Source organism: Variovorax sp. LG9.2, from assembly GCF_035018885.1.
Classification (GTDB): Bacteria; Pseudomonadota; Gammaproteobacteria; order Burkholderiales; family Burkholderiaceae_C; genus Variovorax.
On sequence record NZ_JASJXB010000008.1, the window covers coordinates 24,010 to 37,678 of the forward strand.

Sequence of the window (13,669 nt, forward strand, 5' to 3'; positions counted from 1 at the left end):
GACGTTCAGCGAAAAAACAGGAACGTGCAGACGACAAAAAGCGGCAGCAAGATGGTGCACGACCACGCGATGTAGCCGAAGAAGCCCGGCATGCGCACGCCCCGGCTCTCGGCGATGGCCTTGACCATCAAGTTCGGTGCATTCCCGATGTAGCTGACCGCCCCCATGAACACCGCGCCAGCCGAGATGGCGGCCAGGGTCGATGCGCGTGCGGTCATCAGCACGTCCGCGTCGCCGCCGGCGGTGTTGAAAAAGACAAGGTAGGTGGGTGCGTTGTCAAGAAACGCGCTCAGCAAACCGGTGGCCCAGAAATACATCGGCGGGTTCGGTTCACCACCGGGCAGCGTGACGGCTGCGACCACCGCGGCGAACGGCCCAGCCGCCCCTGCCTTGAGCATCATGATGACCGGCGCGATGGTCACGAAGATGCCGGCGAAGAGCTTGGCCACTTCGCGCATCGGCTCCCACTCGAACTGGTTGGCAGCGTGAACCGGGGCGGCGGTGAGCTTGAGCGAAATCAGCGTCAGCACCACCAGGCCCACATCGCGCACCAGTCCCGGCAGCCCGACCGACGTGCCGTACACATCGAACACCATGTCCGACTTCCACAGGCCGCTCATCAACACCAATCCGATCACGCCGGCCAGCAAAATGAAGTTGACGCCACCGTCGATGCCGATGCGCCCGGTGTCGGGCGTCGGGTCTTGCGGCAGCACGCCTTCTTTGCGGTACCAATGGCGGTCTAGCAAATAGAAGATGGCGAGCAACGCGGCGACCAGCAGCAGTGTCTCGGGCAGGATGTTGCGCGCAGTCCAGAAGAAATCCACGCCTTTCAAAAAGCCGAGGAACAGCGGCGGATCGCCCAGCGGCGTCAGCGAGCCACCGATGTTCGACACGATGAAGATAAAGAACACCACCGTATGCACTTTGTGCACCCGGTTGTCGTTGGCGCGGATCAGCGGACGTATCAACAACATCGAAGCGCCGGTGGTGCCCATGACGCTCGCCAGCAGCCCGCCGATAGCAAGGATGGCCGTGTTGGTCCGCGGGTCGCCGTGCAGATTGCCGCTGATATGAATGCCGCCCGATACCGTGAACAGCGCGACCAGTAACAGGATGAACGGAACGTACTCAGCGAGCAATGCATGCACAAGCTCATGCGCAGCCGACGAGGAGCCGAACACGGCCATCAACGGCAACAGAAACGAAAGCGCCCAACCCAACGCCACCTTGCCGTAATGCCCGTGCCAGAAGTGCGGCGCAATGAGTGGCAGCAATGCGATCGACAGCAGCAACCCGGCAAAGGGCAGCGCCCACATCACGGACAGCGTGGCTCCTTCCATCAGCGCTGTCCCGTCGTGCGGGCCGTCACGCGGGCTGCTCGATCTCAAACACCTGGCGCAGGTAGGCCAGATATTTCTCGTCTTCGCACATGTTCTTGGATGGTGTGTCCGACAGCTTGGCAACCGGCTGGTCATTGCAGCGGATCATCTTGATCACGATCTGCAGCGGCTCGTAGCCGAGGTCGTTTGTCAGGTTGGTGCCGATGCCGAAGGCGAGCAGGCACCGCCCGCGAAACTGCTGGTAGAGCTCGATGGTGCGCGGCACCGTGAGTCCGTCGCTGAAGATGAGCGTCTTGGTGCGCGGGTCGACACGGTTGGCCGTGTAGTGCGCCAGCATGCGCTCGCCCCACTGGAACGGGTCGCCGCTGTCGTGTCGCGAACCGTCGAACAGCTTGCAGAACAGCAGGTCGAAGTCGCGCAGGAAGGCGCTCATGCCATACACATCGGACAGTGCAATGCCGAGGTCGCCGCGGTATTCGCGCCCCCACATTTCGAAGCCGAAGACCTGGCTGTCGCGCAGCCGCGGGCCGAGCGCCTGACACGCCTGCAGGTACTCGTGCGCCATGGTCCCGAGCGGGATCAGGCCGAGCTTCATCGCGAAGAGGACATTGCTGGTGCCGGCGAACTGCGGCGGCTCGCCGGTGATTCTGGCGGGCACCAGTACCGGACCGAGCTTGGAGCTCAGCGTGCGCAACACCTCTTCATGCCATTCCTTGGAGAAGCGTCGGCGCGTGCCGTAGTCGGCGATCTTCAGATCGACCAGACCCTCGCCCTGCAGTTGCTCGATCTTGTTCTCCAGCCGGCGCCGCCCCTCGTCAACATCAGCCTGCGGCTGGGTGTTGCGAAAGTAGACCTCGTTGACGATGGCCAGCACCGGGACCTCGAACAGGATCGTGTGCAGCCACGGCCCCTTGATGCTGATCTCCAGTTCGCCCGACGGCTGCGGGACGATGTCGATGTACTTCTCATTGAGCTTGAACAGTCCGAGGAAGTCGACGAAGTCGCTTTTGATGTAGCGCATCGAACGCAAGTAGTCGAGCTCGGCGTCGAGAAACTGCAGGGAGCACAGCGAGCGCACTTCATCGCGAATCTCGTCGGCAAAGCGAGCCAGATCGACGCCGGGGTTGCGGCACTTGAAGCGGTATTCGACCTGCGCCCCAGGAAAGTGGTGCAGAACGACTTGCATCATCGTGAACTTGTAGAGGTCGGTGTCCAGCAGGCTTTGAATGATCATGGTGCAGCGCGTGTGTCTCTCTTCAAGGTGCAAGGCTTTGCGACTGGGCGTCGACGATGACGTCGCTAGGGGTGGCTCGATTATCACGGGGCGCGTCGGCATGTGCCTACGGTCGGTTGCCGGGGCGTCCTACCGGCTCGCAACCATGACGCTACGTACATTTTCTCCACGGCAACAAGGCACGCCGGACCATCCAAACCGAAGGAGAGAGTCATGAACAAAGACACCGTTGAAGGCAACTGGAAACAGCTCAAGGGCAAGCTCAAGGAGCAGTGGGGCAAGCTGACCGACGACGATTTCGACGTCATCGCCGGCAAGCGCGACCAGCTGCTCGGACGCATCCAGGAGCGTCACGGCATCAGCCGCGACGAGGCCGAAAAGCAGGTCAAGGATTGGGAGGGCCGCGATGGCCGTACGCCTGACGCACTCTGGTTCGAAAAAGTCTGAACCGCTGAATCTTCAATTTATCAACTCAACGAGGGAAACTCTCATGAAAAAACATCTGCTCATGCTGGCACTCGCATCGTCTTGCTTCGTGATGACGCACGCCAGTGCCATGACAAAGGACGAGTACAAAGTCGCCAAGCAAAAAATCGAATCCGACTACAAGGTCGCCAAGGCGCAATGCGACACGATGAAGGACAACGCCAAGGACGTGTGCATGAAGGAAGCCAAGGGCACGGAGAACGTCGCCAAGGCTGACCTCGAGCAGCAATACAAGCCGAGCGACAGCCATGCTCGCAAGGTCGCTGAAGAAAAGGCCACGATGACCTACGACGTCGCCAAGGAAAAGTGCGACGACCAGAAGGGCGACGCCAAGAGTGCATGCGTGAACCAGGCCAAGGCCGATCACGACAAGTCCAAGGCCGACATGAAGGCGATGAAGAAAGGCTGATCCAGCGGTCGTCCTTTGGGACGGCTTTTTGGCGATCAGCAAGAAAAAGGCGCTTAGTGCGCCGTTTTTTATTCCGCTCGGAGTTCTTCGACAACGCGCCGCAACGCCTCGGGCAAGGGCATGGGCCTCTGCGTCGAGCGGTCAACATACACATGCACCAGGTGCCCTTGTGCTGCAGCCATCTCGGCGCCCCGGGCGAACAGTGCGATCTCGTATCGAACACTGGAACTGCCGGCCTGTGCGACACGCAGGCCAGCTTCCACCGTTTGCGGAAACGCCAGCGGCGCGAAATAGTTGCATTGCGTCTCCACAACGAAGCCGATGATCTGGCCCGCGTGAATGTCCAGTACGCCGCGCTCGATGAGCTCCCCATTGACCACGGTGTCGAACCAGCCGTAGTACACGACGTTGTTCACGTGGCCGTACATGTCGTTGTCGGCCCAACGCGTGGGGATGGCCCTGAAAGTGCGGTAGGCGCTGCGACTCTGAGGTTGGGGACGGGCAATGACAGGAGGCAGTGGACGTTCGCTCATGGCACCGAATTCTGCCAGCCACTGCATCGGCAGGCGTTTTAGAAAGCCTGTTCTAAATTGCTGCACAGCAGCAAAAAACGCTTGAAAGCTTGAGTCAGCTGCCTATACTTCAGTCCATGCTGCACCGCAACATAGACGGCTCGGCAACGTACCAAGCACCCCTTTTCAACACTACTGGAGATCATCATGGCCCTCAACGCTGACCAACTCATCGCTTCGCAAAAAGCTTCGCTCGAAACCCTGTTCGGCCTGACCACCAAGGCATTCGAAGGCGTCGAGAAGCTGGTCGAACTGAACGTGACCGCCTCAAAGGCAGCACTGACCGAAGCTGCTGGCACCGCCAAAGCCGTGATGGGCGTCAAGGACGCGCAAGAACTTTTGGCTCTGCAAGCCAGCCTGTTCCAGCCTCTCGCCGAAAAGACCGCTGCCTACAGCCGTCACCTGTACGACATCGCTCAGGGCACCAGCGCCGAATTCACCAAGGCATTCGAAGCCAAGGCCGCCGAAACGCAAGCCACCATCGTCGGCATGGTCGACAGCGCTTCGAAGAACGCACCTGCAGGCTCTGAAACCGCCGTCGCCATGATGAAAAGCGCTGTGGCTGCCGCCAACAACGCATTCGAATCGGTGCAGAAGGCTGTCAAGCAAGCTTCCGACGTTGCCGAAGCAAACTTCACGGCCGTGTCGACGCAAGCCGTCAACGCTGCCAAGACCGCTACCGCCAAGACCAAGCGTTAATTCACAAGTTGTCTCCTTGGGTCCTCACGGATCCAATTCAGGGCCCTGTTTTCGGACAGGGCCCCTTTTTTTGTCCGATCGCTTTTGTGCACCCTGCAGGCGGCGTCTTCGATAATGCGACCCTCACTATTTGGAGATACGCATGCAGATCGAAGGCAAGGTTTTCATCGTCACCGGCGGCGCGTCGGGGTTGGGCGAGGGCACGGCGCGGATGCTGGCCGCCAACGGTGCCAAGGTCGTGATCGCCGACATGCAGGACAAGGGTGAAGCGGTCGCACAAGACATCGGCGGCGTGTTCGTCAAGTGCGACGTGAGTAAGGAAGCCGACGGGCAAGCCGCTGTTGCTGCCGCGCTCAAGCTCGGCAAGCTTTTCGGCCTCGTCAACTGCGCCGGCATCGCGCCGGCCGAAAAAACGGTGGGCAAGAACGGCGCGCACGCGCTGGCTGTTTTCAGTAAGACGGTGACGGTGAACCTCATCGGTAGCTTCAACATGATCCGCCTCGCGGCCGAAGCCATGGCCAAGAACGAGCCCGAGTCGACCGGCGAGCGCGGAGTGTTGATCTCGACGGCTTCCGTGGCCGCCTACGATGGGCAAATGGGCCAGGCCGCCTACGCTGCGTCGAAGGGCGGCGTGGTCGGCATGACACTCCCGATCGCGCGCGATCTTGCGCGCAACGGCATCCGCAACATGACGATCGCTCCCGGCATCTTCGGCACACCAATGCTGTTCGGCATGCCGCAAGACCTGCAGGATGCGCTGGCCGCCAGCGTGCCGTTTCCGTCGCGCCTCGGCACGCCGGAGGACTACGCCAAGCTCGCGAAGCACATCATCGAAAACGACATGCTCAACGGCGAAGTGATTCGCCTCGACGGGGCGATCCGGCTTCCGCCGCGGTAAGTGCCTCGCCCATGACTGTCCGCGTCAAGCGTCGTCTCCAACGCCGATGCGGCCTTCGATCGGCTCGGTGCTTCCGGTGCGCTCCAGCCGTTCATATTGCGAGATGACCTGGGCGCCGAAGAGCACCAGCGTCGCAGCGATTTCCAGGCTCAGAAGCACCACGATGGCCGTCGTCAGCGAGCCGTACACGACATTGACTTGCGACAGCGACGAAAAGTACCAGACCAGGATGCGTCGCGTGACTTCCCACAGCAATGCCGCAGTGATGCCGCCCAGCAGCGCGTGGTGCAGCGACAGCCGTCCGACCGGCATCACCAGATAGAGCGAGGTCAGCATGAAGATCTCGCCGCCGAGGCCAAGCAAGTACAGCAGCACGCCCGACACACCTGAGAGCGACCAGCTGCGCCCGAACAGGTCGACGCTCGATTGCCCGATGAGCTGCAGCGCGCCCGACACCAGCGTGACCAGCAGCAGCCCGACGCACAGGCACAGGATGTAGACGTAGGGCATGACCACCGACAACAGCGCATGGCGCCGATGAGTCGATTTTCGGTGATGGAAGATCACTGCCATCGCCGCTTCGAGCACAGTGAAGGCCAGCGAGCTGAAGAAGATCATCGTCACCAGCAGCACCGGCCCAAGCACGTCACGATGGTCGAGAAAATTCGACAGCTCCTGCACGACGGCCTTCGACTGGCCCGGCAGCAGCCATTCGAGATAGCGGCCGATCGTCATGAGCAACTCGCGCTGATCTATGAAATGCGACAGCGCGATGACGCTGACGATCAGGAGAGGGACGATCGACAACAGCGCGTAATAGGCGACCGCGCCCGCGAGCAGCAAGCCCTGGTTGGCGCGAAAAGCCTTGAGCGCGTCCCAGATGAAACGGAACGGATGGCGCAGCAGCGGCGCCGCATGACGGACTGCTTGTTGTAAAGGGCGAGGGGTCATGAGGCGGGGATGAACCGGATGAAGAAGTATGCCGGCTGAGCGCGGGGCCGCGAGCGCATGCGTATGATTTGGCGCTCCCGTCCCACATGACCATCCCCGCCTCTTTCATCCAGGAACTCATCGCACGGGCGGACGTGGTGGAGATCGTCGGACGCTATGTGCAGTTGAAGAAGGCCGGCGCCAATTTCATGGGGCTGTGTCCGTTCCACGGCGAAAAATCACCCTCGTTTTCAGTGAGCCCGACCAAGCAGTTCTATCACTGCTTCGGCTGCGGAGTGCATGGTAACGCGATCGGTTTTCTGATGGAACACGCTGGCATGGGCTTCGTTGAAGCGGTGCACGATCTGGCCGGCCAATACGGCCTGCAGGTGCCTGAAGACGATGCCTCGCCGGAGGAGCGCGCCCGCGCCGCCGGGCAGCGCCAAAAGCAGGCGACTTTGTTCGACGTGCTCGAAAAAGCCGGCGAGGCCTACCGCAAGCATTTGCGCAATGCACCGGGCGCCATCGACTACCTGAAGCGCCGCGGCGTCTCTGGCGAGGTCGCCAAACAGTTCGGCATCGGCTATGCGCCGGCCGGCTGGCGCGCGCTGGCCAGCGTCTTCCCCAACTACGACGATCCGTTGCTCGCAGAGAGCGGGTTGGTCATCGTCAGCGAAGGCACGCAAGGCGTGAACGCGGAGCAGGCCAGCGAAGGCGAAGCGCGACGCTACGACCGCTTTCGCGACCGCGTGATGTTCCCGATTCGCAACGTCAAAGGCGAGTGCATCGGCTTCGGCGGACGCGTGCTGGGCGACGAAAAACCCAAATACCTCAACTCGCCCGAGACGCCGGTATTCAGCAAAGGCCGCGAGCTCTACGGCTTGTACGAAGCACGCGCAGCCTTCCGGGAGCGCGGCTTCGCGCTGGTGACCGAGGGCTACATGGACGTGGTTGCGCTGGCGCAATTGGGCTTTCCGAACGCCGTCGCCACGCTCGGTACGGCCTGCACGCCGGAGCACGTGCAAAAGCTTTTTCGCTTTACCGAATCGGTCGTATTCAGCTTCGACGGCGACGCGGCCGGCCGGCGCGCAGCGCGCAAGGCGCTCGACGCTGCGCTGCCATATGCGAACGATGTCAGGAGCATGAAGTTCCTGTTCTTGCCGGCCGAGCACGACCCCGACAGCTTCATTCGCGAGTTCGGCGCCGACGCTTTTGCTCGCTTCATCGACGACGCGACACCCTTGTCGCGCTTCATGCTCGAAGCCACGCGCGAAGGTTGCGACCTGGCAACCGCCGAAGGGCGCGCTCACATGACCAGCAACGTGCGACCGCTGTGGGGCGCCCTGCCCGACGGCGCCTTCAAGCGCCAGTTGCTGGGCGACATTGCAGGCATGGTTCAGATGGGCGTCGAGGCGCTGAACGAACTTTGGGGTTCGACGGCAGGGCCTCGAAATGCGCCGCCATCCGCGTCCGCGCCGACAAGTCGTTACAGAAACGACGGCGACCGAACCGCATCCGATGGTCGATATGGCGGCAAGCCATCGCAAAGTCGGCCGCCGAGCCGCGGGCGCGTGCTGCCGCTCACCCGCCCCGACCTGGCGGTGCGGCTGCTGCTTTCGAACATGACCGAATGGGAAGGCCTCTCGCATGAACAGCACGCCATGCTGTGCGACCTGCCCGGTGAACACGGCCGTTTGTTTGCGTGGCTCGACAGCCAACTGCACGAGCACGGAGCTCAGCCGTGGGCGGCGTTGCGCGAAGGCCTGCGCGAGCAGCCGTTCGAGGGGCTGGCGACGCGGCTCATGACAGCCCCCGACGGCGGCCCGATCGGCGATCCCGAGGGAGACCAGGCGGCCGATGCAGCGCGCGAACTGCGCAGCGTGCTCGACTTCATGCTGGACGATCGGCTAAAAGCGCAGCAGAGCGAGGCGATCGCGGCGGTCGGCACCGACCCGCAGGCGCTGGAGCGCTACAAAGCGCTCGAATCGCGCCGGCTGACGCTGCGCGCTCGCCTGAAAAGCAACACAGACACTGCTTGAAAAAAGTGCAGCGCGCTATAATGTCAGGCTTCGCTATCAGCGAATTCGGCAAGAGCGACAGCAGCACCTCCGGTCCGGCCCCATGCGCAATGCACTCCCCTAGCGGGAACGGGCCAATACACCGCAAGGACTGCACACCAAATGTTCGCCCGACATCTTGCCGGTGTGCTTAGTTAGTTTGGCCCATGAGGATTCATTTCCTCTGTGCCCCCTTGTATGCCTGCACCGGGTCTGTGGTGCGCGTGTGATTCCGCTTGTTAATTCTTGATGTTCGAGGTTGTATGCCCAGTTCAAAGAAGCCTGCCGTGTCCGCCAGCCACCCCGCTGCTAAAAAACCGTTGAAGGCGACCATTGCACCCTCAAGTGCAAAGGTAACCAAAGCGGGTGCCGCCGCCTCAAAGCCGGCTGCCGCAACGAAAGTGAAAACAGTGCCCACGACCAAATCGAATCCTTCCGCCGACCTGAAGAAGCCCGCTGCAACCGCCGTAGCTGCGACGCCAGCCGCACCCGCTCCAAAGAAAGTGGGCCGTCCGCCCAAGGCAGCCGCTGCTTCAGGCGCGGCTGCACCCGCTGCCACCGGCGCCAAGCGCGGCCGAAAGCCCAAGGCTGGCAACGAAGCACCCACGAGCGACGTCGACCTGTCGGACATAGAGGACGATCTGGCCGGTGAACCCGTCGTGACGTCGACCGAAGAAAAGGTCAAGCCACTGCGCATGAAGATCAGCAAGGCGAAAGAACGCGCCTTGATGAAGGAGTTCGGCCTCGACGAGACCGTGCTGTCTGAAGAAGACCTGGCCAAGCGCCGGTCGCGCCTCAAGACCCTGATCACGCTCGGCAAGACCCGCGGCTATCTGACGCACGGAGAAATCTCCGACCACTTGCCCGACAAGCTGGTCGACGCCGAAACGATGGAAGTCGTGGTCACCATGCTCAACGACATGGGCGTGGCCGTTTACGAGCAGACACCCGATGCCGAAACGCTGCTGCTGAACAACACGGCGCCGACTGCCGCGACCGTCGAAGAAGCCGAAGAAGAAGCGGAAGCTGCCCTTTCGACCGTCGACAGCGAATTCGGCCGCACGACCGACCCTGTTCGCATGTACATGCGCGAAATGGGCACCGTCGAACTGCTGACGCGTGAAGGCGAAATCGAAATCGCCAAGCGCATCGAAGGTGGCTTGATGGCGATGATGGAAGCGATCTCCGCATCGCCCGCCACCATCGCCGAAATCCTGCGGCTGGCCAACGAAATTCGTGCCGGCGTGGGCAAGGCCGTCATCACCACCTTCGTCGACGGTTTCTCGAACCCCAACGAAGCCGACGACTATGTGGCCGAAGAAGACTTCGACGAGTTCGACGCTGAAGACGACGACGACGGCAAAGGCGGCTCCAAGGCGCTGACCAAGAAGCTCGAAGAACTCAAGCGCGATGCGCTCGAACGCTTCGACCGCATGGCCACGATGTTCGAAAAGATCCACAAGATCTACGAAAAAGAAGGCTACGGCACGCCGTCGTATGTCAAGGCGCAAGCGGCCCTGAGCGAAGAGCTTATGACCATCCGCTTCACCGCAAAGACGATCGAAAAGCTGTGCGACATGGTGCGCAGCCAGGTCGACGATGTGCGGAAGAAAGAGCGCGAGCTGCGCCGCATCATCGTGGACAAGTGCGGCTTTCCGCAGGACGACTTCATTCGCGACTTCAGCGGCTACGACAAGAACGGCAACCGCGTCGCCTCCCACCTGCTGAACCAGAAATGGGTCGAAAAGCAGGCGGCATCCGGCAAGCCATGGAGCGTGGTGCTCGCGCGCAACATCCCACCGGTGCAGGAACTGCAGCAAAAGCTCGCCGACATCCAGGCGCGCGTCGTGGTGCCGTTGCCTGAGCTGAAGGACATCAACAAGCGCATGAACGAGGGCGAATATTCGTCGCGCGCCGCCAAGAAGGAAATGATCGAAGCCAACTTGCGCCTTGTGATTTCCATCGCCAAGAAGTACACCAACCGCGGCCTGCAATTCCTCGACTTGATCCAGGAAGGCAACATCGGTTTGATGAAGGCGGTCGACAAGTTCGAATACCGTCGCGGCTACAAATTCTCGACGTACGCGACCTGGTGGATTCGTCAGGCCATCACGCGATCGATCGCCGATCAGGCCCGCACCATCCGTATTCCGGTGCACATGATCGAGACGATCAACAAGATGAACCGCATCAGCCGGCAGCATCTGCAGGAGTTCGGATTCGAGCCCGATGCATCCATCCTGGCCGCCAAGATGGAGATCCCGGAAGACAAGATCCGCAAGATCATGAAGATCGCCAAAGAGCCGATCTCCATGGAAACGCCGATCGGCGACGACGACGATTCGCACCTGGGCGACTTCATCGAGGACAGCAGCAACACGGCGCCGATCGAGGCTGCCATGCAGGCTGGCCTGCGCGACGTGGTCAAGGACATCCTCGACTCGCTGACGCCACGCGAAGCCAAGGTGTTGCGCATGCGCTTCGGCATCGAGATGAGCACCGATCACACGCTCGAAGAAGTCGGCAAGCAGTTCGACGTGACGCGTGAGCGGATTCGCCAGATCGAAGCGAAGGCGTTGCGGAAGTTGAAGCACCCGAGCCGTTCGGACAAGCTGCGTTCGTTCATCGACACGCTCTGACCCCGCGGATCCCGTTACAAGGATCTCGAGCCAAAGCGCCCGCTGCGCCCTTCACAGGGTGCCGGGCGCTTTTTTTATCGCACGACAACAAAGAGAGACAAGCATGAATCCGGACGCCGCCAAACTCTGGCAAGCCCCCCGATGGGCGCTTGCCGCGCTGCTGGCTGTGCTCGGCATGGTTGGGCCGTTTTCGATCGACACCTACATCCCGGCGTTCTCGGGCATCGCGCAATCGATCGGGGCGACGCCTGTCGAGATGCAGCAGACGCTGTCGGCGTACCTCTTCGGCTTCGCCTTCATGAACCTGTTCCACGGTGCGCTGTCGGACAGCTTCGGGCGTCGGCCGGTCGTGCTGTGGGGTATGGCGGTGTTCACGCTCGCGTCGCTCGGCTGTGCGCTGTCGCAGAATATCGGCCAGCTCGTGCTGTTCCGCGCGCTGCAGGGCCTGTCGACCGGTGCCGGCATCGTGGTGTCGCGTGCGGTGATTCGCGACATGTTCCCGCCCGCCGAGGCGCAACGCGTCATGTCGCAGGTCACGATCTATTTCGGCGTCGCGCCGGCCATTGCGCCCATCGTCGGCGGCTTTTTGTTCGTGCACCTGGGTTGGCACAGCGTGTTCTGGTTTCTGGTGGCGGTAGGCTGCGTACTGTTTACCGCCAACTACAAGTTGCTACCCGAGACGCTGCACGTAAGTCATCGGCAGCCATTCGAGTTCAAGCACCTGATGCGCGGTTATTGGGACTTGTGCTCTGACCCGCGCTTTCTGCTGCTTGCGCTGGCCAGCGGCGTGCCGTTCAACGGCATGTTTCTTTACGTGCTCGCTGCACCGGCTTTTCTAGGTGACCATTTGCAGCTCGCGCCGACGCAGTTCTTCTGGTTCTTCCTGCTGACCATCGGCGGCATCATGTCGGGCGCATGGGTCAGCGGCCGTATGGCCGGCAAGGTCACACCCAAAAGGCAGATTCGCGACGGCTTCCTGATCATGCTGGTGACGTCGATCGTCAACGTGGCGGCCAACGCCGTCTTTGCGCCGCACGCGGCCTGGTCGCTGTGGCCGATCGCCTTCTTCGCGTTCGGCTGGGCACTGATGGTGCCGGTCGTCACGCTGCTGGTGCTCGACCTGCATCCCGAACGCCGCGGCATGGCGTCGTCACTGCAGGCCGTGATCGGCTCGACTGCCAACGGCATCGTCGCTGGCGTGATCGCGCCGCTCGTCATGCACTCGCCATTGGCGCTTGCGGTGACGTCGATCCTGATGCTGTCCATCGGGCTCGTGGCGTGGGTCTGGCTGCATGGCCGCTGGCCGGAGATCGGCCGGCGCATCGCGGTCTGAACAGACTGACCAAGGCGCAGGCAAGTCACCCGCGCCTGGACGACGGCGTGAAGCGCGGGCCTTCGGCCTTCATCCACTTTTCCAGCGCTTCCGCGAAGCCTGCAGACGCCGGTGACGTCACGCGGCGCAGCGGCCGGTACAGGCAGACGTGGCGCATGACTTCGGGTGCAGTCACACGACGCATCACCAAACCCCAGCGCTCACCCGCCCACACGCCGACATAGGCCGGTGACAGCGTCGCTGCCAAGCCCGCCGCGGCAATGCCGAGCGCAGTCGAGATGTTATCGACCACGTCGATTGGCGTGATGCGCTCGTCTTCCGGCAGACCGAGCCGCATCTGCGCCACGCTGCGTTCATGGTCGCGGCCAGCGGTAACGAGCGCATGCGCGCGCAGGTCGCGCCAGCGCAGCGTGCGCTTGGTGGCGAGCGGGTGGTCCGGCGCACACCACAACACCCAGGGACTTTCGAACAGCGGCACGCGCTGCACGTCGTCGCCGGTCGGCCTGTCAGGACCGATCGCCAGATCGACATCACCGCTCGCGACCATCTCGACGAGTTGCTCGACCGCGGCATCTCGAATGCGGACTACGACCTTGGGCCGCAGCCCTGCGTAGTCGCGGATCGCGCGCGGCAGCATGGCGCTCGCGATGACCATCGGCGCCGCCACGCGCACCAGGCCGGCGGCGCGATTGCGCAGATCGGCGGCCGCGGCTTCTGCCAAGCGAAGGTGCTTGAGCACGGGTTCGATGGCGCCGAGAAACTCCTTGCCTGCTGCGGTCAGCGCGACGCGGCGCGTGCTGCGCTCGAACAACTTGAAGCCGGCAGACGACTCGAGTTCGACGACGAGTTGACTCACTGCCGATGGCGTGAGCGCCAGTCGATCGGCCGCGGCAGTAAAGCTGAGCGTGTCGGAAACGGTGGTGAATGCGTCGAGTTGGCGCAGTGTGTAGCGGGGCAATGGCATCGTTCGATTATCCAGCCCAGCTACGCAATCGACCCAAAAGCATCGATTGTCTTCATGGCCGCTAGCAGGGAGACTTGCGACCGTTACAACGAACGAGAGACAACG

13 protein-coding genes are annotated in these 13,669 nt (G+C 62.1%); 7 read left to right on the forward strand and 6 right to left on the reverse strand.

All coding sequences use genetic code 11. From position 1 onward, the window contains the following. Positions 1–5: 5 nt before the first annotated feature. Entirely contained in the window at positions 6–1,343 is a 1,338-nt protein-coding gene (locus tag QN413_RS10365; RefSeq protein ID WP_323496539.1) for a sodium:proton antiporter, read from the reverse strand. 25 nt (positions 1,344–1,368) lie between these two features. Continuing rightward, the gene (pncB, locus tag QN413_RS10370) at positions 1,369–2,577 is read right to left on the reverse strand and encodes a nicotinate phosphoribosyltransferase (protein WP_323496540.1); all 1,209 of its coding nucleotides are present in this window, start codon (positions 2,575–2,577) and stop codon (positions 1,369–1,371) included. 213 nt (positions 2,578–2,790) lie between these two features. Between pncB and QN413_RS10375 the strand changes: the two genes are divergently transcribed. Together QN413_RS10375 and QN413_RS10380 are read left to right on the forward strand one after the other, a co-directional pair. Next, the gene (locus QN413_RS10375) at positions 2,791–3,024 is read left to right on the forward strand and encodes a CsbD family protein (protein WP_187052622.1); all 234 of its coding nucleotides are present in this window, start codon (positions 2,791–2,793) and stop codon (positions 3,022–3,024) included. Positions 3,025–3,067: 43 nt separating this feature from the next. Further along, the gene (locus QN413_RS10380; RefSeq protein WP_323496541.1) at positions 3,068–3,472 is read left to right on the forward strand and encodes a hypothetical protein; all 405 of its coding nucleotides are present in this window, start codon (positions 3,068–3,070) and stop codon (positions 3,470–3,472) included. Positions 3,473–3,540: 68 nt separating this feature from the next. Here the strand turns inward: QN413_RS10380 and QN413_RS10385 are convergent, their stop codons facing one another. Beyond that, the gene (locus tag QN413_RS10385) at positions 3,541–4,005 is read right to left on the reverse strand and encodes a thioesterase family protein (protein ID WP_323496542.1); all 465 of its coding nucleotides are present in this window, start codon (positions 4,003–4,005) and stop codon (positions 3,541–3,543) included. Between the two features lie 186 nt (positions 4,006–4,191). Here QN413_RS10385 and QN413_RS10390 point away from each other — a divergent pair, with 186 nt between their 5' ends. Together QN413_RS10390 and QN413_RS10395 are read left to right on the forward strand one after the other, a co-directional pair. After that, on the forward strand, positions 4,192–4,743 hold the full coding sequence (locus QN413_RS10390; protein WP_187052625.1) for a phasin family protein: 552 nt from the start codon (positions 4,192–4,194) through the stop codon (positions 4,741–4,743). Positions 4,744–4,885: 142 nt separating this feature from the next. After that, the gene (locus tag QN413_RS10395) at positions 4,886–5,641 is read left to right on the forward strand and encodes a 3-hydroxyacyl-CoA dehydrogenase (protein WP_323496543.1); all 756 of its coding nucleotides are present in this window, start codon (positions 4,886–4,888) and stop codon (positions 5,639–5,641) included. A 24-nt stretch (positions 5,642–5,665) separates the two neighbouring features. On the opposite strand, the gene QN413_RS10400 is transcribed toward QN413_RS10395, so the two are convergent. Then, positions 5,666–6,592, reverse strand: coding sequence for a YihY/virulence factor BrkB family protein (locus QN413_RS10400; protein WP_323496544.1), 927 nt, complete (start codon positions 6,590–6,592; stop codon positions 5,666–5,668). 86 nt (positions 6,593–6,678) lie between these two features. On the opposite strand from QN413_RS10400, the gene dnaG reads away from it, so the two are divergent. Beyond that, positions 6,679–8,610, forward strand: coding sequence for a DNA primase (dnaG, locus tag QN413_RS10405; protein WP_323496545.1), 1,932 nt, complete (start codon positions 6,679–6,681; stop codon positions 8,608–8,610). A gap of 193 nt (positions 8,611–8,803) precedes the next feature. Here dnaG and QN413_RS10410 read toward each other — a convergent pair whose 3' ends face one another. Beyond that, positions 8,804–9,046 carry a hypothetical protein gene (locus QN413_RS10410; protein ID WP_323496546.1) on the reverse strand — a complete coding sequence of 81 codons (243 nt, stop codon included), beginning with the start codon at positions 9,044–9,046 and terminating at the stop codon, positions 8,804–8,806. Between QN413_RS10410 and rpoD the strand changes: the two genes are divergently transcribed. After that, complete coding sequence (gene rpoD / locus QN413_RS10415) at positions 9,039–11,267, forward strand: RNA polymerase sigma factor RpoD (RefSeq protein WP_323496547.1); 2,229 nt, start codon at positions 9,039–9,041, stop codon at positions 11,265–11,267. The genes QN413_RS10410 and rpoD overlap by 8 nt on opposite strands. 103 nt (positions 11,268–11,370) lie before the next feature. After that, entirely contained in the window at positions 11,371–12,600 is a 1,230-nt protein-coding gene (locus tag QN413_RS10420; protein ID WP_323496548.1) for a multidrug effflux MFS transporter, read from the forward strand. A gap of 25 nt (positions 12,601–12,625) precedes the next feature. On the opposite strand, the gene QN413_RS10425 is transcribed toward QN413_RS10420, so the two are convergent. Further along, positions 12,626–13,564: a LysR family transcriptional regulator gene (locus QN413_RS10425; RefSeq protein ID WP_323496549.1), complete on the reverse strand. Its 939-nt coding sequence runs from the start codon at positions 13,562–13,564 to the stop codon at positions 12,626–12,628. Positions 13,565–13,669 lie beyond the last annotated feature (105 nt).